Below are 26,804 nucleotides of genomic sequence, written 5' to 3'. Positions count from 1 at the left end.
CGATGCGGCGGGGTGCGAAATTCGCACTACCGTCGGTGGTTCAGTTTCGCGCGTTCCTGCCCCAAAGCGACGGGGGCGACGTGATCCAGCCAGTCGAAGAACTCGTTCCCCGCCGTGCGCAACGCGTCGAGGAGTGCGTCCTTCGGCGCGGCGGCGGTTCGCTTCTCCTCACCCGCTCGCACGGAAACCACCACGTGCTCCCGGGGAATGTTCCGGAAAGACAGTTCGACGGGCTGATCCGGAAAATACGTGCCGCAGTCCTTTCCATCGACAAGGTCCTCGACCATGTCGGCCAGGTACCCCCACAAGTGATCCACATCGTCCCACAGGGTCGTGTCCAGCACCTCCACACCCCACACCGTGAGCACGATCGCGCCCTCGACGTACTCACCACGTCGTGTTCGCGCGGTTTCGTCGAGAGCGCCGAAAGTTCCGTCACGCCGCCGAAGCAGGGTTTCGGCCGTCACCGGAAGCACCGTCGATCACTCCCAACGGAAAGAGCGTCGTCTTGTGCGGACGGAACTTACGCTATCGCACCGGAACGCTGCCAGTCACTCCAAGCAATTGTCGATACTGACGAGCGTAACCAATCGTAACACGAAAGGGCTAAATTTATGCGTTGATTCCCAACACTCCTAGTGGCTGTCGCAGGATTTCTCCGACAAAAGGAGGAAGACATGACGCCACCGATCAGAACCCGCGAGGACGGCACGAGATACCCGATCCGGGGCGGGAACGGCAAGGGGAAGGCGACAGTTGTAGCGGGCGGCGTGGCACTGGCCGTGTGGGCGAGCGGAGGTGCTACCGGCGGCGTGACTCTCGGCGGTTCGGGAACGACCACGGCCAGCATGTCCACAGCGGACACGGCCGTGGTCCGCGGTATCGGGAGGAACCTCTCGAAAGCACGTCGGGACGTGAAACGCGGTAACCGCGAACGCGCCTGGAAGCGGCTCGGTCTTCGCCGGGGGCGCCGCGTCACCAGGAGTGCCGTGGAATGCGTGGCCGCCACCTACGGAGAGGTGCGTGACTTCTTCGTCCGGACACCGTGCCGAGATCTGCGGCGGTTCCAGTTTCCCGTGGACTACGACAGCGGGACGATCTCGGTACTCGTATCGCGCGTCCGGATGCGTTCCAGTGCCGCGGCGCGGGATCTCCGCTCCCTGATCGACGAACACGGCACCGGAGACATTCGTCCCGTCCTGTCCACGGTGCGGTTCACCGGGCACCACTACGACTCGACCCTTCGTCGGGGCACCGTGTTCGTGGGCGAGACCGAGTCCCGCACCGGCAACGTGCCGAAGCAGGTCCTCGACTCGACCGCGGAAGCAGCCGTCGCACTGGCCAGAAGTGCTGGATGAACTCCAGCGCGCTCGCTGACGCTTTGCCCCACCGTCGATCAGAAACCCCAACGGCCGCCACCCGTACTTCCAGGACCGAGGTGGCGGCCCACCGCTCGCGCACCGGATTCTCACCGCGGCATGCGAGGCGAACCGACAACGCTTCGGGCCCGAAGAAGCGCTCGGTACAGAGCCTCACACGAGGTGCGCGCCGGTATCTCCGTCCGCCTGCCGTTCGAGGTGTCCCAGTACGGCGGTGTAGACGGTGTTGCTGGACTCCCCGCCGGTGTAGGGGTTGTCGAACGTGACGACGTGCGCCCGAACGGTGTCGAAGACTTCCGAGAGGGCGGCGGTGAACTCCTCCCGTGGCGGATCGTCCGACCAGAGCGCGAAGACGCCGCCCGGTTCGAGCTGTTCCGCGAGTCGGCGCAACCCCTCGGGCTCATAGAACCAGGCGTGGCTCGGATCCAGCACGTGTGTCGGCGAGTGATCGATGTCGAGCAGCACGGCGTGGAACCGTCGTCGCGGCGCCTCGACGTCGAAACCGGTTCCGGCACCGAGCATCGCGAAGAAGTCACCGTGCACCAGCCGGGTACGCGGGTCCGAGGTCAGTTCCGCCCCCAACGGCAGCAGACCACGACGGTGCCACTCGATGACCTCTCCGAGCGACTCGACCACGTACAACGAGCGCACCCTCGGCTCATCGAGGGCAGCTCGGGCGGTGTAGCCGAGTCCGAGCCCACCCACCACCACGTCGAGCTCGGCCGCGGACGAGGCGGCCAGTCCGAGCCGCGCGAGTTCGACCTCCGCCACGGTGAACAGGCTGGACATGAGGAATTCATCGTCCAGTTTGATCTCGTGCACGTCCCGCTCCAACGAGCGGTCCCAACGACGGCGCAGGCTGACCGCACCGATCGACGTCTCACGCCAATCCAGTTCCTCGAAACGAGCGCTCACCAGTGGCATCCCTTCAGTGTGGTGGATTCCGCGTCACCGACCGATGATGCGGCGGGACGGGCACCACGTGATGTCGGGTACGCGAGACAGCTGCCGCGAAGATCGCGACAGCAGCATACGCACACCGCCCCGTCTTCGTCCGGCCCGGTTCGTGATGGTGGGAAAGTCTCTTACCCGTTCGCCGTGACGTACTCCGTAGTCACCTGTCCGGACGGGCGACGTGCGGAACGGTTACGAGGTCAGTCTCGCCGTCGGCGTGGACACCACGACCGAGCCGAGCGGCCAACCGCCCTCCCGCTGATCGGACTCCGGGCGGAGGTGCTCTCCCGGCTCGAGCGGCCCTTGGTCGGCGAAGCGACTACGGTCACTGCTCCCGCAGCAGCCGGGCGAGCCGCGCCCGGGTTCCGGCACGTCGCCAGTCGCCCCGAGCCAACAGGGTCAACAGCTGCTCCAGCACCTCGATGTCGTCCCTGCCGTGCTCGGTGCTCGCATAGCTCCACAGCAGATCGGGGTCCTCGCTGCCCATCACCGCGCTGCGCAAACCCGCCGCGAGTTCCTCCCGCTCCTCCCGAACGACCGGGGCCTCCGAGCCCGGCAACAGACCGGCCCCGTGTGCGGCCAGCGCCGATCGCACCGCACCCTCGCACAGCGCCTGGCGCACCTCGTGGAAATCCGTTTCGATGGAGGCGTCGAGCCGATAGGGCTTCGTTCGTACGACAGCACACCCGATCTGGTTGCGCAGCCGATGAATCTCGGCACGAACGGTGACCGGGTTACCCCGCTCACCGTGCACGAGCAGGGCGAGCCGCTCGGAACTCACCCCGGCCGGACGCAGCGCCAACGCGGCGAGCAACTCGGCGTGCCTCGTTCCCAACTCCAGCCGCCGCCCGTCCAACTCCGCGGTGGGGTATTCGCTCATCAACCCGAGACGGAGCGTGTGCCGCACGGCGGCGGGAGCGGGGGTACGCGTCACTCCGGTCGCCCCGCCACGGGGTGACCGGTTTCGACGTGGCGCGCGCAGCAAGTAGCCCCCGGAGAGCGGTTCCAGCACGATCCGCCTGTCGTCCCCGACCGCGATCCCCGCTTCGGGCCGAGTCGGCTCGACCCGTTCGGGCAGGTTCAGCTCACCGGAGGTCGTTTCGATCACATGACCTCGCGGACCGAGCAGCGCAGCGGGTTCGCCCCGGAGCGCACGCAGCGAGGGAAGGTGTCGCTGCCGGAGGCGTTCGTGCTCGCGGCGCATCCGATCAGTCAACCGGTTCTCCGCCAGCCGGGCCGCGGCCGTCACCAGCGCGGTGAGAGCCGGATGCATGGTGTGCAGCGGTCCGCTGACGTCGATGGAGCCGAGGAGCGCCCCGGTTTCCGGGTCGTGCACCGGACTGGCCGCGCACGTCCACGCGTGGTAGGTGCACACCAGGTGTTCGGCGGAATGAATGCGTACCGGTGTGCCGGTGGCCAGCGTCGTCCCCATCGCGTTCGTGCCGATGGCGTCCTCGGACCAGCGTGTTCCCTCGCTGAGCAGGACGTCGTCGGCCTCGCGGCAGACCTCCGGGTTCCCCTCCCGCCACAGGATGGTCCCCGCCGCGTCCGTGACGATCATGATGTGCGGGGTGTCCCCGGCGGCCTCCAACAGCGTTTCCCGCAGCAGGGGGACGCACTCCGCCAACGGGTGCTCCGCCCTGATCTCGGGAAGTGCGGCGGTTTCGAACTCGACGGGAGGTTGCCACCCGTTCGGGTCGATCCGCGCCGCCAGCGATCGCCGCCAGGACTCCACCACGACCGGACGTGGTGAACACTGCTCCCCTAGTTTCCCGGGCACGCGCTCACCGGCGGCTTCGTCGCCTCCGAGCACGGCGGCGTGCACCTGTTCGAGCAACCGGGCCTGTCGCAGCGGATCGCCTGATGATTCGTCGAGATGCCTCATGGAGAAGTCGACCACGCGGGGAGCCTCGCGGAACGTTCGGGCACCGGATCCGACACCGGCGCGAGTCAATTCATGCTGCCGTGTGATCCGCGCAACGGACAAGGTCTCGAACGATCGAGGTAGCCGAGCGGGGGAGAGCTCGTCCACGCAACGTGACTGCAACGTGAACGACTCTACGGTGCCGTGCGACGTCCCCGAGCCGTCCCGACGACGGGTGACCGCTTCTCGGGGGCCAACGAGTCACGACGCCGCACGGAGGTACGGACATGGGCCAATACGCAGCGCCGGGAACAGCTGGCTCGGTCGTCGAGTACCGCTCTCGGTACGACCACTTCATCGGCGGCGAGTACGTGGGTCCCGCCAGGGGCGGATACTTCGAGAACCCCACCCCGGTCACCGGTAAACCCTTCACCGAGATGGCACGAGGCACTGCCGAGGACGTGGAACGGGCGATCGACGCGGCCGAGTCAGCGGTGAGCACCTGGGGCAGGAAATCGCCCGCCGAACGCGCCGGGATACTGCTGAGCGTCGCCGAGCGCATGGAGCGGAACCTGGAAAAGCTCGCGGTGGCGGAGTCCTGGGAGAACGGGAAACCGGTTCGCGAGACGCTGGCGGCCGACATCCCGCTGGCGATCGACCACTTCCGCTACTTCGCCGGTGCGCTGCGTGCCCAGGAGGGCACGCTGTCGCAGGTGGACGAGAGCACGGTCGCCTACCACTTCCACGAACCGCTCGGCGTGGTCGCGCAGATCATCCCGTGGAACTTCCCGATCCTGATGGCGACGTGGAAGCTGGCTCCGGCACTGGCGGGCGGCAACGCCGTCGTCCTCAAACCTGCCGAGCAGACGCCGGCTTCCATCCACGTGCTGCTCGACGTGATCGCCGATCTACTTCCGGCGGGCACGGTGAACGTGGTCAACGGGTTCGGCGTGGAGGCGGGCAAACCACTGGCGTCCAACCCGCGGATACGCAAGGTGGCCTTCACCGGAGAGACCACCACCGGCAGGCTGATCCTGCAGTACGCCAGCGAGAACATCATCCCGGTGACGGTCGAGCTCGGCGGCAAGAGCCCGAACATCTTCTTCGACGACGTCGCCGCTGCCGACGACGCCTTCTACGACAAGGCGCTCGAGGGATTCACCCTGTTCGCGCTGAACCAGGGCGAGGTGTGCACCTGCCCGTCGCGGGCGCTGGTCCAGTCCGGCATCTACCGGGACTTCACGGCCGACGCCGTGGCCCGCACCAAAAACATCACTCCCGGACACCCGCTGGACACCGACACGCAGATCGGCGCGCAGGCCAGCAACGACCAGCTGGAGAAGATCCTGTCCTACATAGACATCGGCAAGCAGGAAGGGGCCAGGATCCTCACCGGCGGCAACCGGGTGGAGCTGGGTGGTGAGCTCTCCGGCGGCTACTACGTCGAGCCCACCATCTTCGAGGGCCACAACAAGCAGCGGATATTCCAGGAGGAGATCTTCGGGCCGGTCGTGTCGGTGACCTCGTTCGACGACTACGACGACGCGATGAAGATCGCCAACGACACGCTCTACGGCCTCGGCGCGGGGGTGTGGTCCCGCAACGGCAACACCGCGTACCGCGCGGGCCGGGACATCCAGGCCGGTCGCGTGTGGGTGAACAACTACCACTCCTACCCCGCCCACGCCGCGTTCGGCGGCTACAAGCAGTCGGGCATCGGGCGGGAGACCCACAAGATGATGCTCGATCACTACCAGCAGACCAAGAACCTGCTGGTCAGCTACTCGGAGAGCGCGATGGGACTGTTCTGATGGACACACCGGCCCCTCAACGGGTGGCCGTGACCGACCAGGCGGCGGAACTCATCCGCCGCCTGGTCGAGCAGCACGGTCACGTCATGTTCCACCAGTCCGGCGGGTGCTGCGACGGCAGCGCGCCGATGTGCTATCCCCGCGGCGAGTTCCGCACCGGGGTCAACGACGTGCACCTCGGTGATCTGGACATCGACGGCGTCGCCGAGGGCGTCGAGGTGTGGATGTCGGGACCGCAGTTCGAGTACTGGCGGCACACCCACCTGACCATCGACGTGGTCAGTGGTCGAGGTAGCGGCTTCTCGCTGGAGGCACCCGAGGGGGTGCGGTTCCTGCTCCGTTCACGCCTGCTCACCTCGGAGGAGTTGGCCTGGCTCGAGGCATGAGACCACTTCGGCCGGTCGGCTGGCCTCGCCACACGGCAGTCGACCGGCCGGGCGATCCCGGTCAACCCGGGTGCGGGGCTCAGCGAACGGCCGCGGGGACGGGCCTGCCCTGCCTGCGCGCACGCGGCTTCCACACGCCTTCCCCGTCCCGAAACGAACCGCGTCACACTCGCGCGGGCCAAACCGGCTCCGCTGCTCCGACCAGGTGGGCGGCGGCGTGAACGCTCCCTCGCCGGGCCCCTCACCGCCACGACTCGCCCACGCGGACCGTTATGCTGCGCGACGATGAGCACCTCGTCGGAAACCGATCAGCCCGCCGCGGTCGACCAACTGGCCACCGCACTGCAAGCGCTGGGCCACTATCGCGGGACGAACACCGCGGACGAACACGCGGCAGCGGCCGAACGAATCGGCGGCGAAGCGGTCTACCGCGCCTACCTGGCCAACGCACTGCTCGGGGCCGCCCAGCTCGAAGCGATCCTGAACGAGTCCGGCGAATTCGACGCCGAACAACGCACCGCCGTCTATCTGCAGCAGCAGCAAACGGCGGGAGTCGCGGGCGATCAGACCAGCATGCTCGAATTCCTGCGGTGGCAGTTGCTGCGGCTCGCATCCCCGCTGCGGGAGAGCGCCCAATCCGAACAGGCGGGGCCGGTCCAGGTGGCCGCCGCTCAGACCGCCGAAGGACTGGATCGGCTGCTGTCCGTGAGCGCGGCCAGCCAAACCCTCACCGAGCAGGCCGATATCGACTCGGTCGCCGAACAGCTCGACACGGCGCACCAGGCGCTGAGCAGCGCTGCCGAGAACATCGACCAGCTGCGCGCGCTGACCGAACGGGCCCGATCCGGGTCGGATTCCGGGAGTTCCGAGTCCTGAACCGACCGAGCTCGCCACCCGGCTCCGGAATCAGCCGTTCACTGGCTGGGCAACACGCGGGTCCGCCGAACGGCCTCCACTGCGGGAGGAAGCGAAAAATCGGTGGAGTGGCCTGGTAAGTAGGCACAACGCGGAGATCTGAGTATTCGTACTGTTCCCCGTTCGGTGTCGTACCCAGCATTTTGGGGAGTATGTCCGAGCCGGAGCACCACACGCTGGAAGCGGTCGCCGCCGAACTCGCCGAGATGAGCCGACGGCTCGACGTCCTCGCCGGTGCTGTACACCTCCGGGGGAACCGGCCCGCACCACATGATTCCGGGGAACAGCCACTCCCCGATCCGTCCGCTTCGGTACCGCGGGATTCGACACCGCAGGCTCCACCTCCGCCGAACGTCGAACCCGCCCCGTTCGATCCGTCGTGGCACGCACAACCGGCACCGCCCGCGACCGTCATCACGGGCGACGGGGAACAGCGAATTCCGGAGTCCCGTTCCGTGGGACACGGCTGGACTCCGAGCAGACTGCTGGCCTGGATCGGCGGGGCGGTGACGCTGCTCGGCGTGGTCTTCCTGCTGGTGCTGGCGGTCCAACGTGGTTGGCTCGGCCCCGCCACCCGCGTGCTCGGCGGTGCCGGTCTGGGGGCGGTGCTGCTGGCGGTGGCTTTCCGAGTACGCGGCAGACCCGGCGGCACATCCGGCAGTTACGCGCTGGCCGCGACGGGATTCGCCGCGTTGTACCTGGACACGGTGGCGGCCACCGTGCTGTACGACTACCTGCCGATATTCGGTGGTCTCACCGCGGGGTTCGTCATCGCGGGCGGCGGATTGCTGTTGTCCGACCGGTGGCGTGCCCAGCCGGTGGCAGTGGGAGTCGTGGTGGGGTGCGCGGTGTGCGCACCGTTGGTCACCGGGGAGCCGAACGCGACCCTGGTCGGTTTTCTGGCGTTGTTGCACCTGGCGGCGACCCCGGTGCAGCTCCGGCACGGGTGGCGGCAACTGGCCGGGGTCGCCGCGTTGCCCGTGGTGATCGCCGCGATCCTCGCCGACGCTTGGGCGATGCTGACCGCGACCGATCACATCGCCGTGATACTCGTGGTGAGCGCCGCCTCGTTGCTGGGGATGGTGGTGGCCACGCTCACCGCCGTCCTTCGTCAGGACGACAACACCGCGATCGCGGCGCTGGTGGCCGCACCGGTACCGGTCCTGCTGGCCACACCGCTGGTGCAGCGTCCGTTCGCGGCCGCGCTCGCTGCGGGCGTGGCCGTGGTGCTGGCGATCCTGTGGGGCTCGCGATTCCTCCTGAGCTGGCGCGATCGGGTCCCGGCGAAGTTCACCACCGCGGCGGGCGGACTCGCGGCGTTGGCCGCGATGCAGGCAACCATGATCTCGCTCGACGCCTCGGCCTGGGCGACGGCGCTGCTGTGCGAGGCACTGCTGTTGACGCTCGGGGCGCTGTGGCTGCGCAGTCCCGGCGTACTGCTCGGGGCGTTGAGCTACGCGACGCTCGGCACGCTCATGGCGCTGCACCAAGACATCCCGCCGTGGCTGCTGGTGCTGGTGTCGCGTTCCGCGGGGGTCGCCGGGGTTCTGGTGGGCGTGTTGACCGCGCTGGTCGCGGTGGCGATTCCGCTCGCGGGGGTGCGCCTCGGCGTGCTGTCCCGCCCACCCTCGGCGAAGACCCTGTGGCTGCTGTCCGGGGTCCTGGTGCTGTACGGCACGGCCAGCGCGACGATGGCACTGGTGTCGCTGTTCCAGCAGGACCGTTCCGGGTTCCTCACCGGGCACGTGTTGATCACGTTGAGCTGGGTCGGCCTCGCGATCGCGTTGCTGTTGCGCGGCATCACGCTGCCTTCGCTCCGCGTCGCCGGCATGGTGCTGCTTCCGGTGGCGCTGACCAAACTGTTCCTGTTCGATCTGGCCGCTCTGGACGGATTCGCGCGGGTGGTGGCGTTCCTGTGCACCGGCTTGGTGCTGCTGTCGGCCGGAGTGCGTTACGCGCGAGCGTTGAGCGACGACTCGCCGGTCGGATGAACTCGTACCTCGTACTCGGAGTAATATTGATCTCCGATCCGTGCGGGGAGTTAGGCTGTCGACATGTCGCACGACGCGGAGTCGGCTTCCCAGATCGAGCACGCGAACCTCGACCAACCCAACATCGCACGGATGTACGACTACCACCTCGGTGGATCCGCGAACTTCGCGATCGACCGGACCGTGGCCGAACGAGCACTGCGGCTCGTACCAACGGAACGGGACTACTGCTGGGCCAACCGCGCGTTTCTGGGCCGCGCGGTCCGCACCCTCGTCACCGAGCACGGGATCGACCAGTTCCTCGATCTCGGTTCCGGTGTACCGACAGTGGGCAACGTGCACGAGATCGCCCACCAGCACGAGCCGTCCGCCCGCGTGGCCTACGTGGACTGGGAACCCGTGGCCTGCCACCACGCCCGACACCTGCTCGGGGCCGAGGAGCACCGGGTGACGGTCACCGAGGCGGATGTGTGCGAGCCCGAGACCGTGCTCAACGCTGCCGGAGTGGCGGGCCTGCTGGACTTCACCCGCCCGATCGCGGTGCTGGCGTTCGGGATCCTGGACATTCTTCCCACCACCGACGGTGCGGGGCTGGTGTCCCGCTACCGCGAAGCCTGCGCGGCGGGCAGTGCGCTGGCGTTGTCCAACAACGCCCAGCTGAGCCGTACCGACGAGGAGGTCGCGGCGCTGCACTCCCTGCTGGCCGACACCTCCACGCCGAATCTGTACCTGCGCACCAGTGAGGAGGTCGCCGCGCTGTTGCCCGGCTACGAACTGCTGGTCCCGGGAGTGGTGCCCGCATCGCTGTGGCGCCCCGACCGATACGTGACCGAGGAGGAGGCTCGGCGCGGCAACGTCTACGGCGCCGTCGGAATCCTGCCGTAGCTCACGGAATCGTGGCCGAATCGCGGGATTCCACCGGAGATCTCACTGCGCCCGCCGCTGCCACCGTGGTCATCACCGGAATGCCGCTCGGCAACCACCGATGTCGATCCGTGCGATCATGACCACCATGAGCCCCCGGTGGATCGTGACGCTGTTTCCGCTCGTCATGGCGGTCCTCGTGACCGGTTGCGCCGCTCGTCCGACACAACCTGTCGGGGAAGCGTCGTCGGGTCCCTCGTCGGCCGCGTCCATCCCCACCACCTCGGCCGTCGAGGATTCCGCCGGAACGGGCGTGGGCTCCGCGCCTTCGAGCACACCCACGAACTCGTCGGCATCGGACTGCCCGGAAACGGGGGTGCGTCTCACGACCGACCTGGTGGAAGTGGCGATGGGCCTGCGGCTGATGCACGTCGAGCTGACCAACTGCGGTGACCGGCCCTACACGCTGAACGGCTACCCACGCGTACGCGTGCTGGACGAGCAGCGGCGAACATTGGACGTCCGTGTCGAGCGGGGGTCGGCGGACATCGCGATCGTCGACGGCTTCGACACGCCGCCGGAGGCGATCACGGTGCGACCGGGCGAGCGCGCCGAGGCCCAGCTGATGTGGCGCAACACCCACGCGAGCATGAACGCCCCGCAGGTCGGTGAGTACCTGAGGATCGCTCCGGCGCGGGGCCGCCCCTGGCAGCCCGTGATACCGGTCGGCAGGGAACGGAACTCGTCCGGGCAGGACAGCGACCAGATCACCGTCAACCTCGGCAGTACCGGCGAGCTCGGGGTCCGCGCCTGGTTCCGCTAGAACTCTCCGGGCGGCGGAGCGACGTCGTGCGGACGGCCGACCGAGATCGAGCGTCCCGAGACCGGCGAGCCGTACGGGAGGTTCCGCCAGGCGAGCAGTCCGACAACCCGGTCGGAAAACTTCAATGAGCTATTCCCGCGTCGGCTCCCGGTCGAGACGTCGCATCTCGCGCACACCGTCGGCGAGTGTGCGGTCACCGAGCGCGTCGAGCACGGCCCGCTCCACGTCCTCGGTCAGCTCGGCGAAGTAGGCCTGCGCGTTCGCGGCACCCCGGAAGTCGTGCTCACCGCCCGTACGGCAGTTCCAGAGCGGTTTGTCGCCGGTCGAGCAGCGATAGATCTCGGCCAGCGTGATCTCCTCGGCGGCCCGCGCCAACCGGGCTCCCCCCGTGCGTCCCTTGGTGCAGACGACGAGTTCGGAACGCGCCAGCGGTAGGAGCAGCTTGCGAACCAGGCTCGCGTTGGTGTCCATCCGCTCGGCGAGCTGGGCGGAGCTCAGGTTCGGCTCCCCTCCCTCGTCGGCGACGGCGAGAAGCAGCATCGCCATCAGGGAGCTGGAAAACCGGATGTCCAGCACGCGGGCAACACCTCCCTCCGTCGAGACCTCGGCCGAGCGCTCCCACCGGCCGGCACCCCAGGTTAGCAACGCCGCCGCGATCCCCCGCACAAGAAAGTGTATCTTCAAAAGGAACACTTTTTACGTGCAGCAGGAGGAAGACCGCATGTCCGCTCGCGCAGCGCAGGCACTCGCCCGCCCGTTCGCTCTCGGATCGATGGAGCTACCGAACCGGTTGGTCATGGCACCGATGACCCGTGGCCAGTCACCCGATGGGATTCCCGACGAGAACGTGGCCGCCTACTACGCGCGGCGCGCCGCCGCGGGAACCGGCCTGATCATCACCGAGGGCACCTACATCGACGACCCCTCGGCCGGGGACGGCAAGAACGTGCCGCGGTTTTACGAGGAGGGCCCATTGGCGGGCTGGCGCGACGTCGTCACAGCGGTGCACGAACAGGGTGGAAAGATCATGCCACAGCTGTGGCACGTCGGCATCCAACGCAGGGCGGGCAAGCCACCGGTTCCCGAAGCTCCCTCGGTCGGCCCCTCCGGTATCGCGCTGGACGGCACCCGGCAGGCGGGCGAGGCTCTCTCCCTCACCGACGTCGAACGACTCGTCGAGGCCTTCGCCGAAGCGGCGCGGCAGGCCGAGCACATCGGCTTCGACGGTGTGGAGCTGCACGGCGCGCACGGCTACCTGATCGACCAGTTCCTCTGGGAACGCACCAACCGGCGCACCGACGCCTACGGCGGCTCCCCGGTGGAGCGCACCAGGTTCGCCGCCGACATCATCGCTGCCGTGCGTGAGCGGGTATCGGCGGACTTCCCCGTGGTGCTGCGGTTCTCGCAGTGGAAGGCCGACAACTACGACGCCAAACTCGCCGAAACCCCGGACGAGCTGCAGGAGATGCTCACCCCGCTGAGCGAGGCCGGGGTCGACGCCTTCCACGCCTCCGGACGCCGCTACTGGGAGCCCGAGTTCCCCGAATCCGACCCGGACCTCAACATCGGTGGCTGGGCCCGCAAGCTCACCGGCAAGCCGGTCATCACCGTCGGCTCGGTCGGGTTGGACGCGGTGTTCGACCCCGCCACCCTCGGTGAGGGAGCGGGCACCAACGTGGCCAGCGTCGAAGGACTGGCCGAACGGTTGGAGCGCGAGGAGTTCGACCTCGTCGCGGTCGGCCGCGCCCTGCTGGCCGATCCGGAGTGGAGCCGGAAGGTGCTCGACGGCCGGGAGAAGGAACTCGTCCCGTTCACCCGGGAGGCGATGAGCACGCTGTACTGATCAACCGCCGGGTGAGTGGCGAGCTCCGGTCGCAGCCCCTCATCGCGGGAAACAGCGGCGGCTACTGCCCGAAGGCCTCGCCGGAACGGCGAAGTGACGCTCCGGCGAGGCCCTCTCACACCGGCCGAGCAGCCACGCCGACCGGATCAGTCGTCATCACGATCATCTTGGTCGTCCCGATCGTCCCTGGGAGCGTCGCGGTCGTCGTCCTTCGGCACGGTGGGTGGTCGCGATGTCGATTCGGAGACACTCGGCGGGGAGCACGAGGGCCGCCACCAACAGCGACGTGCGTAATGTCGACCTCATCTTCCAGCACTGTGCTCCCACCGGGGGTGGCACGGGATGAAACCGGATGAAGATGTCTTGATCTTCTTGTGCCACGCCCACCGGGCCACGCTCTCATCAGGACCACTTCACCGGCATCCCCTCTCGTTCCTCGTCGCCGCGCGCGTTGGGCGGCCCTTCCGCACGGCCCCAGCACATCCGCGACCAGGGCATCGTGATCTCCGAGGCATCGACCGCCGGATGCGGTGCGAGCTCGGCGATGTTCCCCGCCGACTCGGCACGCGAGAACACCGCTTCGTTGTAGCGGTGTCCGGTGTCGGCGGCGATGAACAGCACCGGCCCCGACGACCGGACGTATCGCTCCCAGCGTGCGGCCAGGTACGCCGCGCCGCTGGACAACCCCGCGAACACGGCGTGCCTGCGCAGCAGGTCCGTGCTCGCCGACAGCGCGGTGTCGAAGGAGATCCAGTGCAGTGTGTCGTAGGCGGTGTGCTCGACATTGCCGAACGGGATGGAACTGCCGATCCCGGCGATGATCATCTCGCTGTCGGAGACGTGCTCGGCGCCGAAGGTGATGCTGCCGAACGGTTGAACACCGACCAGCCCGACATCCGTTCCGGCGCCGCGGAGATATCTGGCCAGCGCACCCGTGGAGGCGCCGGAACCGACGCCGCCGACGATCGTGAGTGCTTCACCGCCCAGTTCGGCGCGGATGCGATCCGCGATCGGGCGATAACCGAGACAGTGAATGTCGTCGTGGTACTGCCGCATCCAGTGGTAGTGCGGGTTCTCGTCCAGCAGTTGTCGCACGCGACGCACCCGCAGGCTCTGGTCGAGTTTGAGGTCCGCCGACGGTTCGACCTGCTCCAGCCGGCAGCCCAGCAGGACGAGTTGGTTGTACAGCGTGGAATCGATGGTCGTCGAGCCGACGATGTGACATCCGAGTCCGTACCTGTGGCAGGCGAGCGCGAGCGCGTAGGCGTAGATGCCGCTCGAACTGTCCAGCAGGGTGTCCCCGGGCCGCACACGACCCTGTTCGAGCAATCGCTCGACCGCCGTCAGGGCGGAGACGACTTTCATCGTCTCAAATCGAAGGCATACGAGTCCCCTGTCCAGCCGGATCAGATCGGGGCGCGCGACCGCGTCCGCGATGTGCTCGTCCATGATCACCAATACCGTTTCGGAGTCGAGGCCGAGTGCTGAACACTCGCGTACTGGGAATGTCGTTGCGGGCAAGTTCGAACAGGCACGTCCGGATCCGGTCTCCCGTACCGGGCCGGCTCGGGTCGAAGAGCAGACCGGCGACATTGCCGCTGTGGGCGATCTGCAGGCCGACAGCGCCGACCCGATCGGCGATCTCCACCAGCGAGTCCAGTTGGGTCTTGTCGAGGATGCGCTGGTTGTACCGGGCGCTCTCGGTGCCGACCTGACCGAGCAGGGCGACGTCGGACCGGGCCACGGCCTCTCGCAGCAGTGCGCGCAGTCGTTCACCGACCCGTAGGTCCTGATCGCGGATGTGGTGGTTACCCAATTCCAGGGTGTCGACGCCGGTGGCACCTTCGGTGAGGCATCCCACCACCACCGCCGGGGGAAGGCGCTCACCGAGATCCTCGAGTACTCTGCCCTCCCGTTGCGCGAACAGCAGGGCCCTGTCGTCGAACATCAGCGGATCGCTGGCACGTTCGGCCGACACCGCGATTCTCGACACGATCTCGGCGGGAAGGTCCGCGGCGTAGGCATCCACCACAGCGCGGATCGTGGCCAGCACGTCGGCACTCGACGACCCCATCCCGAGACCGTCGGGAACCTCGCTGCTGAGGAGCAGTTGTCCGCCGCACGGAGTTCGTGACGTGGTGCTGCCACAGAGTTCGCAGGTCAGAACCGCCGCTCGCCGCGCCTTGCTTCGGTCGTTCGGGCTGATGACCACGCTGTCCGGGGCCGTGTCGGGATCGGGCACGAAGACGGCGCTGCTGCGGGGGCCGGCCAGCGGCATGGTCACCAGAGCCCGGCAGGCCGCTCCTCGGTCATCGAGGAAGGCCCCTTGCAGGATTTCACCGTGGTGGCAGCCGGATTGGCCCGTTCCGGTGGTCGGGGGAGTTTTCCGGTCGGTGGGTGCGTTCATGACGAGTGGGCCGCGCGGTAGCGGTACAGCGTGGTGGTACCGGAGTCGAACTGGGAGAACGGGAAGGGTTCGGCGGACAGTGCGGTGACGCCGGAGCCGAGAAAGGCTCTCGCGACCGCGGAACCCGACTGGGCGTAGACGATCAACGGCACGTTCCGCTTCCCGCAGTGGCGCAGAATTCCGTCGAAAGTCCCGTTGCCCAGTGTCATACCGGTCGCCACGACAGCGTCGGCGGGTTCGAGCACTTCGCTCATGACCGAGGTGATCAGTCCACCGTCCGCGGTGGCGTCTAGGTTGTAGTCACAGGGCAGACAGGCGCATCCCCGCTCCCGCAGCGCCGCGACGAGCGGGGTGACCACACCGATGAGCGCCACCTTGCTCCCCGGTGCGACGTCGAGGAGTCCCGCGATCGCCTCGTCCCGGCTTCGGGCCCGCTGCTCGGGAGTTCCCGCCGGTAACGTGACGGCTTCCGCGTCGGGACGGTCGCGGTGGTGCTCGGTCTCGGTGAGATAGGCGTCGAGCGCGGCGACACGAAGTGGGAGTGGTGCGGCACGGAGCAGGGTCGCGAGATCGCTGCCCGAGGCCCCGGAGCAAGCTTCCGGATCGAGCTCGCCCGTTTCGAAGGCGCAGGCCCCGTACGACTGCCCGACCCGGACGAGGACGTAGCGGTTGCGGTAGACGGTGGTCGATCCCGCCAGCCGGGTGCCGTGCTGGATCCAGAACACACTGGTGGCGATCAGTTCACTCGGGCGTGGTGACTCGGAACCACCGAGCACCTCGGTGAACAGGGCGTCAAGGGTCGCTGTTTCGGTCATGGTGATGTCTTTTCCTGAATCAGAGGGACAGCCGGTGAGAGCGGGATCGTGGGTCAGCGCCCGATGGAGCGCAGGTGGTCGGCGAACTTCTCGGCGGCGGCGATGTTGCGGGGGCCGCTGACGGCGGCTCCGTAGTCGATGACGTGAAAGCGGTCGTTCTTGATCGCGGGCGTTTGCGCCAACGGGGGGAACGACTTCAGGAACGCGATCTTGTCCTCGACGGGTTTGTCCCCGTAGTCGACGACGGTGATCACTTCGGGATTCGCCTGCACGACCGATTCCCACCCGATCGTGGTCCAGCGCTTGTCGAGGTCGTGCGTGATGTTGCGCCCACCCGCCAACGAGACGATGGCGTTGGGTGCCGCCTGAGCACCGGAGGTGAAGGGCTTGTCGGTTCCGGAGTCGTAGATGAACACCCGGGGCGGAGTTCCTTGGGGTCGTTGCTCGCGAAGCTCTCGGGCGCGCTGTTTCAGGTCCGTGACCACTCGCTTCGCACGGTCCTCGATGTGGAAGATCTTGCCGATCTGTCGTAGATCGGTGTAGAGGGCTTCCAGCGGTGGCACGCGCACCGGATCCGATCCGTAGTTGAAGCAGCTCTCGGTGTGCTGGTAGCTCTGTATCCCGAGGGAGTCGAGTTTGCTCGGAGTGATCCCTCGTGCCTGACTGAAACCGGACTCCCAACCGGCGAGGACCCAGTCCGCCTTCGCGTCGAGGACGACCTCGAGACTGAGCACATCGGTGCTGAGCGTTTCGACGGAGCGATAGTCCTCCCGCCACGGGGAGCGTTTCACCGACGGGTCGGCGGTGCTGGGCATGACGATGCCCCGCATGCGGTCGGCCAGCCCGAGGGCGAACATCTTCTCGGTACTGCTCATGTCGTAGGCGACCGGGCGTTCCGGTTCGGGGTATTCGATCGTGCGCCCGCAGTTGTCGATGGTGACCGTGCCGGATTCACCGTTCGAGGAGGGCGCGACGTTGGCTCCGCAGCCGCTTGCCAGTAACGAGGTGGTCAGCAGGACCGTGATGGCGACGCGTGAGGTCATTGCGGGTATCTCTCCTGTTCACAACGGTGATCAGATGTCGTAGTGCAGCTGGGGGATTCCGGTGCGCGGATGACGGACGATCGAGGGGGTGACGCCGAACGCCTCGTTGATCAGCTCGGGGGTGAGCACTTCGGTGGGCGTACCGATGTGCGGCACCGTCCCGTTGGCGAGCACGGCGAGCCGGTCACAGGTGGCGGCCGCGAGGTTGAGGTCGTGCATGGCGATCAGCACGGTGGTCGAGTCCGTGCGCAGCTGGCGAAGCAACCGGATCTGGTGATGTATGTCGAGGTGGTTGGTCGGCTCGTCGAGGACCAGCACGCGGGGTTGCTGCGCGAACGCCCTGGCGAGCAGCACCCGCTGGCGTTCCCCACCGGACAGCGACAGCACACCGCGGTCGGCGAGGTGCACGACGTCGGCACGACGCATCGCCTCGTCGCGGACGGCGCGTTCCTCGGTGCTCAGCGGCTGGTTCCCGCGGTGGTGCGGGAACCTGCCGAGTGCGACGATCTCGGCGACGCTGAAGTCGAGATCGTTGCTGCTCTCCTGCGGGACAGCGGCGATGTGCCGGGCGGACGCACGCTGCGCGAGGGTGGAGATGTCGGCACCGTCGAGCAGCACCGCTCCCCTGCTCGGCTGCAGCGCCCGGTAGACGCACCGCAGCGCGGTGGACTTGCCGCTGCCGTTCGGTCCGACGAGTCCGAGGACTTCCCCTTCCGCCGTTTCGATGTGCAGATCGCGGACGAGCTCGGCTCCCGCGAGGTGCACCGACAGGCCGTCGAGTGTGATCGACATTCACCGACCTCCGAACAGGTAGCCGCGGCGTCGCAGCAGAATGATGAACACCGGAACCCCGATCAGCGCCGTGATCACGCCGAGCGGCAGCTCCCGTGGTGCGAACAGCGTCCGCGAGGCGAGGTCGACCCAGACGAGGAAGATCGCACCGATCAGCGGTGCGATGGTCAGCACGCGGCGATGGTTGGCACCGACCAGCAGTCGCACGAGATGGGGGATGACGAGCCCGACGAAACCGACCGCGCCGCTGACCGCCACCAGACATCCGGTCACGATCGCCGTGAGCAGGAAGAGCCTTTTGCGCACGGCGGTGGCGTCCATGCCCAGTCCCGCGGCGGTCTCGTCGCCGAGTGCCAGCACGTCGAGCGCGCGGGAGTTCCACAGCAGCAGCACCGTGGCGAGAACGACGGTGGCGGCGGCCAGCGGGAGACCGGACCAAGTGGCGCTGCCCAGACTGCCCATCAGCCAGAACAGCACCGTGCGGGCCGAGTCGCTGAAGGGAGCGAAGAAGACGATCGCGCTCATCAACGACTGGAACCCGTAGGCGAGGGCGACACCGGTGAGTACGAGGCGAAGCGGAGTGAGCCCGGACTTGCCACGCGCGGCGAGGTAAACGAGGGCCGAGGCGCCCAGCGCTCCCAGCAGTGCGGCGGTGGACAAGGCGTAGACCCCCAGGCCGGCGAAAAGTCCGAACGAGACCACGGCACTGGCACCGACCGAGGCTCCGGACGAGACCCCGAGGATGAAGGGGTCGGCGAGCGCGTTGCGCACGGTGGCCTGGATCGCCACGCCGACGACGCTGAGGCCCGCTCCCACCACCGCCGCGAGCAGCACTCGCGGAGTGCGCACCTGCCAGATGATCGAATACCCGCTCGCGTCGGCCGCGTCGATCGTTCCTCCGGTGACGGCGGCGGCGAGGTAGCGCACGGTCTCGGGCAGCGGCACGGGAGCCGGACCGAGGGTGATACCGACCAGGATCGAGATCGCCAGCACCACCACCAACGACAGGACCGTCGTGAGCAGGCTCTTTTCCCGACGGCTCGCCGGGCGGACCGGCTGCGTGTCCGATGTCGGCTGGGCATCCGATGTGGTCACTAAGTGCGCTCCGTCTTCGAAGCTCCGTGCGGGCGGGTGTGGGGGTCGGGGTCGGTTTTCGGGGTCGCTTAGGATGCATAATAGAAAACGATAATCATTTTCGTCTACGGTTGATGTTCATTGGGAGAACCGTCACAATGACGCCACGTTCCGCGACCGTCGGTGATATCCGAAGTGGACGATCGGGGAATGTTCTCCCGTGCAGCGCCGTAGGCACGTGTGACGGGAGCAGAACCGGTGACATCCGCACAGAAACAGTCCGAGCAAGCCCCGCCACGACGGTCGCTGCTTCGTGAGCCGCACTTCCTGCGGCTGTGGGCAGGAACGACCGCTTCCGGGCTCGCCACGTGGGCACTGCCGTTCGTGCTCGGCCTGGCCGTGCTCGACGGGACCATCGGCGCCGTGACGCTCGGAGTGCTGCTCGCGACGCGCACAGCGGGTTTTCTGCTCGCCGTACCCGTCGGCGGCGTGCTGGCCGACCGCTACACCAGTCGAACGGTCGTGACGCTGTCCGGACTCACCGCGGCCGTGGCCACGTTCGTCCTCCCGATCGGGTTGGGGACCTCGCAAACCTTGATGGCAGCGGCAGCTGCCTTGGTGGGGGCTGGGCAAGGGGCGTGCAGGCCAGCGTTTCAGGCCCTGACCGCCGAGGTCGTCGACTCGGCACGGCTGCAACAGGCCAACGCCGCGCGGACCTTGTCGGTGAGGGTGACGACACTGGTCGCGCCGGGTTCGACCGCGTTGGCGGCCACCACTGTCGACACCGCCACACTGCTGTTGCTCACCGGAGGCCTCTGGTTGGTGGCGGCGTGGTTGCCTCCCACCGGACGCAGGAAGGCTGGAGGCTCATCCCGCGAGGGCGGCATCCCGTTCGTCTCCGAGTTCACCGAGGGACTGCGCGAGGCACGCGGGCACCCCTGGTTCCTGGCCGGTCTGGCCGCGTTGGCCACCGTCATCACCACCGGTTACTCCGCCACCGGGGTCGTTCTGCCGCTGATCAGTCGCGATCGCTACGGAACCGAGGCGGTACTGGCCGCCGCGCTGACCGCCTACACCGCCGGGGCACTACTCGGGGCACTGCTCGTCACGTGGTGGCGACCCCGTTCGCAGGGGTTCTGGGCACTGGCGGGATTGGCCGGTTACGGCTTCGCCCCACTGGGACTGCTGCTGCCGGTGCCTCCGGCGCTACTCGTGGCAGGCTACGTGTTGGCGGGAATCGGGATCGAACTGTTCAACGTCCCTTGGTTCACCGCGACCCAGCGTGAGGTGGCACCGGACAAGCTGGCTCGTGTGTCCGCCCTGGACTTCCTGATCTCCTACGGACTGGCACCACTGGGACTGGCGCTGATCGCACCCGCCGTGACCCTCGCCGGGAACTTCTGGGTGCTGTTGGTCTGTGCGGCGGCTTGTTTCGCGGCACCGGCGTTGGCGGCGACGGCACCCGGCGCACGGCATTTCACCCGCCCATCGACGACGTCCGAGGCGTCGGGAAAGCGCGATACGGTTCCCAACGGTTGAACCCGGCGAGAAGCCGCCACCGAGTTCGACAAGGTATGCGATGACGAGCGAGCCGCCGAGCTCACTCGACAAGGCGAGGAGACGGCGGCGGGACTGTCACCGTGGTCGGTTCTCCCGGAGAGCTCGCACGCCCCCCACCCGGCTGCAGGAGGAGATCCGCACGGGACCACTGCACGCCTACACTCCGATGACGGTCGTGGATCCGGGCGAGCTCCGGGCGATGTCGGCCGAAGTACGCCGAAGCGGGATCGCGCTGTGCCGCGGTTTCATCGACACCCGCGCCACGGGTGTGGCCGTGCCGCTGCGGGATCCGAACAACACCGTCGTCGCGGCACTGTCGGTGATCGTGCCCAACGACGACCAGGCGCGGATGCACGTGCCCGCCCTGCAGGCGGCGGCACGCGGCATCTCCCGCACGATGGCCGGGCACGATCACGAGGCGCATCGCGGTATCGCTCGGTGAAAACGGAGAGGGGTGGTCGGCCCTGCTCCACCGCCGTACGCACCACATATCCGTCCCGCCGCACACGCCGCTGAATCGCTTACCCGGGTACGCGCTCCACCACGGCCCGCTCTCCCCCGGTGCTCAGGCCGAGGCCTCGGGCGAACTCGGGACCACCGCGGGCAACCCTGCCATCACGGCGCGGAACTCATCGGCCAACGACCCCCTGCCCGGCGGGGCGGAACGCCACCTGCGCTGCGCTTCGGCGGAGACGGCCCCGAACACCTCGACGGCCAGGTGGATCTCGGAATGCCGCTCCGGGGCGTACGCGGGATGCCGCTCGACCAAGGAGGCCAACCGGTCCCGCATGTCGGCGCTGTGCAGCAACGCACGAGCGCGGACCGACTCCACCCGGTCGATCTGCTCGCTCATCCTGCGGATGGCGTCCTCGCCGACCCGCTCGGAGAGTTCCTCGAGCGCCTCGGTCATGGCGTCGGCGAACGTGACGAGCAGAGGACCCTCACCGAGGCGTTCGTCGACCCGTTCGAGGAACGCGTGGTTGCCCTCGATCACCAGCCCGAGCAGCACGTCCTCCTTGCTCGGGAAGTAGCGGTAGATGGTCCGGTAGGACATCCCGATCCGTTCGGCGATGTCGGCCACGCCGACTTCCGAGAAGCCGTGCTCGTCGAACAGCTCGAGCGCGGCGTGGATCATCCGCAGTCGACGGTCGTCCTTCTGCCGTTGCCGCAGCGATCCGCTCATGCCGTGCGCCTCGTGAGTCTGCCGGCGTGGAACAGGTGGGTGGCGGGACTGCCGGGGCCGCCACCGGAGAACGCGAGAACCTCGTGTGCCCCGAAGAGCCGATCGGTGGCGATCAGCCGATCGTCGTCCAACCGCACGAGCTCGGTCACTCTCGGCTCGGGTTGCAGCTGCCGGGCCTCGGCGGTGAGCGCCTCCGAGCGCGCCACGGCCGAGCCGTCCGGCCGCACGGTCACCTCCAGGGACATCGTCGAGGAGTCGAACCGACCCGCGAACCGCGTGGGGTCGACTTCCTCGGGGTGTTCCGGCGGGGTGGGCAGCTCGGGTGGCCGAAGCCCGACGAGCCGGTCGGCGATCCGCGCGACGACCTCACGGTGGAAGGCGGCGTTCTCCCCGCCGTTGGCGTGCGAGACGAGAGCGATACCGGCCTCGGGAAGCACGCGCAGGCTACAGCTCTGCCCGTAGGTGCCGCCGTCGTGGCCGACGACCCGTTGCCCGTCCCAGTCGAAAATCATCCAGCCGAGTCCGAAGTGACCACCGAGCATGCCGATGTCCGGGATCGGGACGTGTGGGCGCCACATCCGTTCGATCGTCGCCGGGTCGAGCAGCTTCCCGCCACCGTCGAGATACGCCCCGGCGAAGGCCAACAGCTCGCGGGGAGCCATCGCCAGCACGGTGCCCGCGGGTGCGAGGGAGGCGGGCAGGTTCCAGAACGGGGCCGGTTCAGGAGTCCCGTCCTGAGCGGGCACGTGACCCACGGCCGTTCGGTGCAGCAGCGCCTCCTCCGGCGTGACCGCCCAGTGCCGCAGGCCGAGCGGCGTGCCGATGTGCTCGCGCAGCAGCCGCTGGAAGGGCTTGGCGCGCACCACTTCGGCGATCCTGCCGAGCACGGCGAAGCCGGAGTTGGAGTAGGACATGCCTTCGCCGGAAGGGATGTCCTGGGGGAGCGTGGGCACGACGTCCTCGACGTAGCGCCGCACCGCGTCCTCGTCACGGGTGGTGGGTACGAAGGCGTCGCCGTAGATGCCCGAGGTGTGGGTGAGCAGTTGCCGGACGGTGATGCCCGCGCCCACCCCCTCCTCGGCGAGTCGGAAGTCGGGCAGGTAACGCGTAACCGGGGCGTCGAGCTCGATCATTCCTTCCTCGACCAGCTGCATCACCAGTGTGCTCGTCCACAGCTTGGTCACCGAACCGATCTGGAACAGCGAGTCCGTGGTGACGGGAACACCGGTGCGCAGATTGAGCTCGCCCGTCGCCGCCTCGGCGACCTGGTCGTCGGCGAGCACGCCGACGGCCGCACCGGGCACCCCGTGCCGCCGTGCGAGCTCGGGCAGGGTCTCGTCCAACCAGGTCCGCAGGCCCGACAGATCCGTCATCGCCACTCCTTCCACTGCCCGACAGTTTGTGTCATTGGATGACTAATGTCAATCAGTGACAGTTTTGTGGGGCGGGCTCCGCCACCTCGACGTCGGCTCAATAGGTCTTCTCCGAGAGCACCGGCGGAGCGGACAGAACTCGTTGCGTCTTCCTGGCGAGACCGATTCCCAGCGCGAAGGCGATCACGACCAGCCACGACGAGACATTGAGCTGCGCGACACCCGAAAGCCCGTGTCCGAGGTTGCAACCACCCGCGAGCAACGCACCGAAACCGAGCAGGAATCCCCCGAACAGCAACCGCGGATAGCGCACTCGCGTTTCACCGCGCACCCACCATCCTCCCGCCGTCCGGGCAGCGAGGAATCCGCCGAGGACGATTCCGCAGAGGAACGCGACGAGCCACCAATTGACATCGCCCGTCGCGATGCCGCTCACCGCACCCACGGTGCTCGCGCCGAAGGCGGCTCCACCCAGCCCGGCCAGTAGCCACGAGGCGACGGCGACCACGGCGAGAGCGACGCCCGCGAAGGGCCAGCGCCATTGCCAGGCGTACTGCCGGTGACCACTCCCGCGCCACCGCCAACCGAGCACGACCACCAACACCGCGAACGGCACCGCCACGACCGCGCGGGGAACGCCCAGCACACCCGGTAACGTCCCGTCGAGTCCGCCCGGCAGTACCGTCGGCCCCGGTAGTCGCACCCTGCTCGCCGCGAGTTCGCCGCACACCCACCCGCCCAGCCCGACGAGAGCGCCGAGCATGCCGGAGCCGAGCTTGAAGAACAGACCGGAGACGCAACTGGCCGCCACGGCCATACCGACACCGAAGATCAGGCCGCCGAGGATGTTGCCGACCGGACTCAGCGGCAGGCCGGTATTGAGACCTCGCCCCACCGGAGTCGCGTAAAGTACCGTCAGGCCGACCGAGGTCAACGCCACCGCGAGCAACCAGGCGCGGGCCAGGGCGAACCTTCGTTCGTACATCCCGGCGAAGATCGCGTGGAAGCACAACCGACCTCGCTGCAGCACGTAGCCGAAGAGCACCCCGGCTACGAGTCCCGTGACTACCGCCAGGATCATGCCGCATCACACTCACTACGGTCCGGTGCTGTTCGGCGTTGCCATCATATGCGGATGTAACTGTCGGTGTCCTCGCGGAATTCGACCGGTGCGGAACATGGCCACCCGGAAAGATCATCGATACATTTACCTCGACCGCTTCCCACGAACCCGGGCGGCGACCGGACTCCACCGGTGCGTGCTCGTCGTTCCGCTGCAGGATCGGAGAGAGCCCATGGCAGCGAACGCCCCGCGCGAGCTGGCGCGGCGAATCGCCGACGCGCGCGACCGCTTCGCCAACGACGTCGACACCTGGATGGCCACGGCGGATCCGCAGGGCACTCCCTGCCAGATCCCGCTCTCGTTCCTGTGGGACGGGGCCGCGTTCGTCATCGCCACTCCGCGCAGCTCCCCGACGGCCCGCAACCTGCTGGCGAACGGGTCGGCACGGCTGGCTCTCGGCCACACCCGCGACGTCGTGCTGGTCCGCGGCACCGCCATCTCTCTCACCGCCGAGGAGGTGGAGACCGACCTCGGCGACGCCTTCGCGACCAAGACCGAGTTCGACCCGCGCAAGCTGAAAACCGACTACCAGTACTTCAGGATCCACCCGAGACGCGTGCAGGCGTGGCGCGAGGTCAACGAACTGGCGGGGCGCGACCTCATGCGGCACGGGACCTGGCTCGGCTGAGCAACGCGACGGTGCGACGGGTTCGAGCTCCTGCCCGGACCGGCGACATCGGCGGGCGCGGTTCGGCGGGGCGATGGCTCCTCCGCGAGGCCCACCGTGGTGCGTGATCACTCCGCAGGTTCCGCGCGCCGCGCCGATCGCCCGGCCGAGCGCGTCCACGGCCAGGTGATCAACGCCCACGCGGCGATCCCCACCGCGAACTCGACGGCGAGGTACCACGGCCACGGCCCCATCACGTCCAGCAGCGAGGGATTGTTCGGCTTGGCGTTGAGGAAGCCGTAGTTCGCCCCGGTGACCAGGTTGAAACCGAACACCGCCACACCCCAGGCGACCGTGACGACGGCGGTGGTCGCCAGGCTGCGCCAGTCGGGACGCAGCCCCAAACCCCAGGTCAGGTAGATGGCCGCCCAGACCACGAGGATGTGCTGGGTCCAGAAGTCGACGAAGTCGACGTGCGGAAACCCCGGAGCGTCCAGCGCCGGAGTGATCATGGCCTGCGGATTGAGCGTGAGCCCCCAGTAGTACGTCAGCGAGTACGCCCACTGTCGCCGCGTCCACAGCGCGTAGACCGCCACGAGCCAGGTGAGGTCGGACAGGTGCAACGGCAGCGAGACATCGATGTCCCACTGCGACGGCAGGAGCCGGTATACCTGCATCGCCACCGCGAACAGCCCCAGCAGCGACGCGAACGCCCTGGCGAACAGCACTCCCGAGCGCGTTCCGCGCTGCCGACGTCCGACCCGGACGAGCAGCACCGCCCCTACTGCCGCCGCCCCGAGGAGAACCCAGTGGGAGATGCCGTAGGGAGTGAAGGTCTCCTGCGCCCACGACGGGTCCACACCGGAAGGCTAGTAGCGGAATCGTCCTCCTCGCCCGCTGAACCGCACCGCACACACCGCGTCCCGGCAATCGTCGCTTCTTTCCGAAGCGGGAGGTTCCCGGGCCACCGCCGTGCGGTCGTGGTCGACCACTTGTGACGGTCACGGCGCGACCCCTAAACTTTTTCCCACAAAGTGATCGCAAATGTCCATATTTTGAGATACAGCGTGGCGGATCTCCAACACCGCAGCGGCGACACCACCACGGCTTGGAGAGGAATCAGCGTGACGACTTCCGATCAGGTCTACGGCCAGGGCTACGCCGAGAGCGTAGTGCGCTCGCATCGCCGACGGACAGTGGACGATTCCGCGGCTTATCTGGCCGACCGGCTCCAGCCGGGGCAACACGTGCTCGACGTGGGCTGCGGCCCCGGAACGATCACCGTCGATATCGCGGAACGGGTGGTGCCGGGCCGGGTAGTGGGGTTGGACCCGGGCGAACCGGTGCTGGCACAGGCGCGGAAGACCGCAACAACGGAACGGGTCGACAACGTCGAGTTCCGGTACGGCGACGTCCACGAGCTGGACTTCGACGACGACACCTTCGACGTGGTGCACGCGCACCAGGTGCTGCTGCACCTGACCGATCCGGTCGCGGCACTCCGGGAGATGCTCCGGGTCGTGCACCCAGGAGGGGTGGTAGCGGTCCGCGACACCGACTACGCCGGCGCTTTCTGGTGGCCCGCCGACGAAAGGCTGGACCGCTGGCGGGAGGTGTACCGCTCGGTCGCACGGGCCAACGGCACCGAACCGGACGCCGGACGGCGACTGCTGTCCTGGGCACGTGCCGCCGGAGCGGTCGAGGTGACGCCGAGCGCGTCGGTCTGGTGCCACGCCACCCCGGAGGAGCGGGCGTGGTGGGGCGGTATGTGGGCGGACCGCATACTGGGCTCACGCATCACCGAGCGGGCGGTGGCGGGTGGCCATGCCACTCACGAGGAACTGGCCGCGATCTCGGCGGCCTGGCGCGAGTGGGCGCGGCACCCCGACGGCTGGTTCGCCGTCCCGCACGGCGAGGTGCTCTGCCGCGCCCCCGAATGAGCGGCCCACACCGACGACGCTCCCGCCCCGCCCTCCCGGGATCCCGGTCACACTGCT

At 68.1% G+C, this 26,804-nt stretch carries 27 protein-coding genes; 12 read left to right on the top strand and 15 right to left on the bottom strand.

What is annotated here, in order from left to right; translation table 11 throughout:
- Positions 1-26: 26 nt before the first annotated feature.
- The gene (locus BM150_RS17020) at positions 27-467 is read right to left on the bottom strand and encodes a hypothetical protein (protein WP_139219572.1); all 441 of its coding nucleotides are present in this window, start codon (positions 465-467) and stop codon (positions 27-29) included.
- Positions 468-677: 210 nt separating this feature from the next.
- Here BM150_RS17020 and BM150_RS17015 point away from each other — a divergent pair, with 210 nt between their 5' ends.
- On the top strand, positions 678-1,358 hold the full coding sequence (locus BM150_RS17015) for a hypothetical protein (protein WP_092928293.1): 681 nt from the start codon (positions 678-680) through the stop codon (positions 1,356-1,358).
- Positions 1,359-1,532: 174 nt separating this feature from the next.
- Here the strand turns inward: BM150_RS17015 and BM150_RS17010 are convergent, their stop codons facing one another.
- Entirely contained in the window at positions 1,533-2,294 is a 762-nt protein-coding gene (locus BM150_RS17010; RefSeq protein ID WP_092928415.1) for a polyamine aminopropyltransferase, read from the bottom strand.
- 364 nt (positions 2,295-2,658) lie between these two features.
- Positions 2,659-4,233, bottom strand: a complete 1,575-nt coding sequence (locus BM150_RS17005) for a GAF domain-containing protein (RefSeq protein WP_245755559.1) — start codon at positions 4,231-4,233, stop codon at positions 2,659-2,661.
- 251 nt (positions 4,234-4,484) lie between these two features.
- Between BM150_RS17005 and exaC the strand changes: the two genes are divergently transcribed.
- The 5 genes from exaC (at position 4,485) to BM150_RS16980 (ending at position 10,185) form a co-directional block, all read left to right on the top strand.
- Positions 4,485-6,008, top strand: a complete 1,524-nt coding sequence (gene exaC / locus BM150_RS17000) for an acetaldehyde dehydrogenase ExaC (RefSeq protein ID WP_092928292.1) — start codon at positions 4,485-4,487, stop codon at positions 6,006-6,008.
- Positions 6,008-6,394 (top strand): DUF779 domain-containing protein, encoded by a 387-nt coding sequence (locus BM150_RS16995; RefSeq protein WP_092928291.1) that lies wholly within the window; start codon positions 6,008-6,010, stop codon positions 6,392-6,394. The genes exaC and BM150_RS16995 overlap by 1 nt, the downstream gene beginning before the upstream one ends.
- Positions 6,395-6,679: 285 nt before the next feature.
- Positions 6,680-7,270, top strand: a complete 591-nt coding sequence (locus tag BM150_RS16990; RefSeq protein ID WP_092928290.1) for a DUF6245 family protein — start codon at positions 6,680-6,682, stop codon at positions 7,268-7,270.
- A 191-nt stretch (positions 7,271-7,461) separates the two neighbouring features.
- Entirely contained in the window at positions 7,462-9,300 is a 1,839-nt protein-coding gene (locus tag BM150_RS16985; RefSeq protein ID WP_092928289.1) for a DUF2339 domain-containing protein, read from the top strand.
- 63 nt (positions 9,301-9,363) lie between these two features.
- Entirely contained in the window at positions 9,364-10,185 is an 822-nt protein-coding gene (locus tag BM150_RS16980; RefSeq protein WP_092928288.1) for an SAM-dependent methyltransferase, read from the top strand.
- Between the two features lie 72 nt (positions 10,186-10,257).
- Here BM150_RS16980 and BM150_RS16975 read toward each other — a convergent pair whose 3' ends face one another.
- Positions 10,258-10,551, bottom strand: coding sequence for a hypothetical protein (locus tag BM150_RS16975; RefSeq protein WP_092928287.1), 294 nt, complete (start codon positions 10,549-10,551; stop codon positions 10,258-10,260).
- Between BM150_RS16975 and BM150_RS16970 the strand changes: the two genes are divergently transcribed.
- The gene (locus BM150_RS16970) at positions 10,541-10,987 is read left to right on the top strand and encodes a DUF4232 domain-containing protein (protein ID WP_092928286.1); all 447 of its coding nucleotides are present in this window, start codon (positions 10,541-10,543) and stop codon (positions 10,985-10,987) included. The genes BM150_RS16975 and BM150_RS16970 overlap by 11 nt on opposite strands.
- Before the next feature lie 129 nt (positions 10,988-11,116).
- Here BM150_RS16970 and BM150_RS16965 read toward each other — a convergent pair whose 3' ends face one another.
- On the bottom strand, positions 11,117-11,563 hold the full coding sequence (locus BM150_RS16965; protein ID WP_092928413.1) for an RrF2 family transcriptional regulator: 447 nt from the start codon (positions 11,561-11,563) through the stop codon (positions 11,117-11,119).
- 145 nt (positions 11,564-11,708) lie between these two features.
- Between BM150_RS16965 and BM150_RS16960 the strand changes: the two genes are divergently transcribed.
- Entirely contained in the window at positions 11,709-12,830 is a 1,122-nt protein-coding gene (locus tag BM150_RS16960) for an NADH:flavin oxidoreductase (RefSeq protein WP_092928412.1), read from the top strand.
- A gap of 402 nt (positions 12,831-13,232) precedes the next feature.
- Here the strand turns inward: BM150_RS16960 and BM150_RS16955 are convergent, their stop codons facing one another.
- Genes BM150_RS16955 through BM150_RS16930 form a run of 6 tightly spaced genes read right to left on the bottom strand, consistent with a single transcriptional unit; the run spans position 13,233 to position 18,910 of the window.
- A complete protein-coding gene (locus tag BM150_RS16955) occupies positions 13,233-14,279 on the bottom strand; it encodes a pyridoxal-phosphate dependent enzyme (protein ID WP_092928285.1) in 1,047 nt (348 codons plus the stop codon).
- Entirely contained in the window at positions 14,200-15,237 is a 1,038-nt protein-coding gene (locus tag BM150_RS16950; RefSeq protein WP_139219571.1) for a GHMP family kinase ATP-binding protein, read from the bottom strand. Before BM150_RS16950 ends, BM150_RS16955 begins: the two co-directional genes overlap by 80 nt.
- Positions 15,234-16,052 carry a Rossmann-like domain-containing protein gene (locus BM150_RS16945; RefSeq protein WP_092928284.1) on the bottom strand — a complete coding sequence of 273 codons (819 nt, stop codon included), beginning with the start codon at positions 16,050-16,052 and terminating at the stop codon, positions 15,234-15,236. Before BM150_RS16945 ends, BM150_RS16950 begins: the two co-directional genes overlap by 4 nt.
- A gap of 53 nt (positions 16,053-16,105) precedes the next feature.
- Positions 16,106-17,095: an ABC transporter substrate-binding protein gene (locus BM150_RS16940; protein ID WP_092928283.1), complete on the bottom strand. Its 990-nt coding sequence runs from the start codon at positions 17,093-17,095 to the stop codon at positions 16,106-16,108.
- Between the two features lie 30 nt (positions 17,096-17,125).
- Positions 17,126-17,887, bottom strand: a complete 762-nt coding sequence (locus BM150_RS16935) for an ABC transporter ATP-binding protein (protein WP_092928282.1) — start codon at positions 17,885-17,887, stop codon at positions 17,126-17,128.
- Positions 17,888-18,910, bottom strand: coding sequence for an iron chelate uptake ABC transporter family permease subunit (locus BM150_RS16930; RefSeq protein WP_092928411.1), 1,023 nt, complete (start codon positions 18,908-18,910; stop codon positions 17,888-17,890). It abuts the gene before it with no gap.
- Between the two features lie 309 nt (positions 18,911-19,219).
- On the opposite strand from BM150_RS16930, the gene BM150_RS16925 reads away from it, so the two are divergent.
- Together BM150_RS16925 and BM150_RS16920 are read left to right on the top strand one after the other, a co-directional pair.
- On the top strand, positions 19,220-20,500 hold the full coding sequence (locus BM150_RS16925; protein ID WP_245755557.1) for an MFS transporter: 1,281 nt from the start codon (positions 19,220-19,222) through the stop codon (positions 20,498-20,500).
- A gap of 40 nt (positions 20,501-20,540) precedes the next feature.
- Positions 20,541-20,963, top strand: a complete 423-nt coding sequence (locus BM150_RS16920; RefSeq protein WP_092928281.1) for an IclR family transcriptional regulator domain-containing protein — start codon at positions 20,541-20,543, stop codon at positions 20,961-20,963.
- Positions 20,964-21,086: 123 nt separating this feature from the next.
- Here BM150_RS16920 and BM150_RS16915 read toward each other — a convergent pair whose 3' ends face one another.
- From BM150_RS16915 to BM150_RS16905, 3 genes are all read right to left on the bottom strand, one after another.
- Entirely contained in the window at positions 21,087-21,704 is a 618-nt protein-coding gene (locus tag BM150_RS16915) for a TetR/AcrR family transcriptional regulator (RefSeq protein ID WP_092928280.1), read from the bottom strand.
- Complete coding sequence (locus tag BM150_RS16910; protein ID WP_092928279.1) at positions 21,701-23,077, bottom strand: serine hydrolase domain-containing protein; 1,377 nt, start codon at positions 23,075-23,077, stop codon at positions 21,701-21,703. The genes BM150_RS16915 and BM150_RS16910 overlap by 4 nt, the downstream gene beginning before the upstream one ends.
- 97 nt (positions 23,078-23,174) lie before the next feature.
- Positions 23,175-24,158 (bottom strand): YeeE/YedE thiosulfate transporter family protein, encoded by a 984-nt coding sequence (locus tag BM150_RS16905; protein ID WP_092928278.1) that lies wholly within the window; start codon positions 24,156-24,158, stop codon positions 23,175-23,177.
- 214 nt (positions 24,159-24,372) lie between these two features.
- Here BM150_RS16905 and BM150_RS16900 point away from each other — a divergent pair, with 214 nt between their 5' ends.
- Positions 24,373-24,828 (top strand): pyridoxamine 5'-phosphate oxidase family protein, encoded by a 456-nt coding sequence (locus tag BM150_RS16900; RefSeq protein ID WP_092928409.1) that lies wholly within the window; start codon positions 24,373-24,375, stop codon positions 24,826-24,828.
- 107 nt (positions 24,829-24,935) lie between these two features.
- Here BM150_RS16900 and BM150_RS16895 read toward each other — a convergent pair whose 3' ends face one another.
- Entirely contained in the window at positions 24,936-25,667 is a 732-nt protein-coding gene (locus BM150_RS16895; RefSeq protein ID WP_092928277.1) for a YwaF family protein, read from the bottom strand.
- Between the two features lie 264 nt (positions 25,668-25,931).
- On the opposite strand from BM150_RS16895, the gene BM150_RS16890 reads away from it, so the two are divergent.
- The gene (locus tag BM150_RS16890; RefSeq protein WP_092928276.1) at positions 25,932-26,747 is read left to right on the top strand and encodes a methyltransferase domain-containing protein; all 816 of its coding nucleotides are present in this window, start codon (positions 25,932-25,934) and stop codon (positions 26,745-26,747) included.
- Positions 26,748-26,804 lie beyond the last annotated feature (57 nt).

It is taken from the genome of Actinopolyspora alba, assembly GCF_900112765.1.
GTDB lineage: Bacteria > Actinomycetota > Actinomycetes > Mycobacteriales > Pseudonocardiaceae > Actinopolyspora > Actinopolyspora alba.
This window is presented reverse-complemented; position numbering and strand designations above follow the sequence as displayed.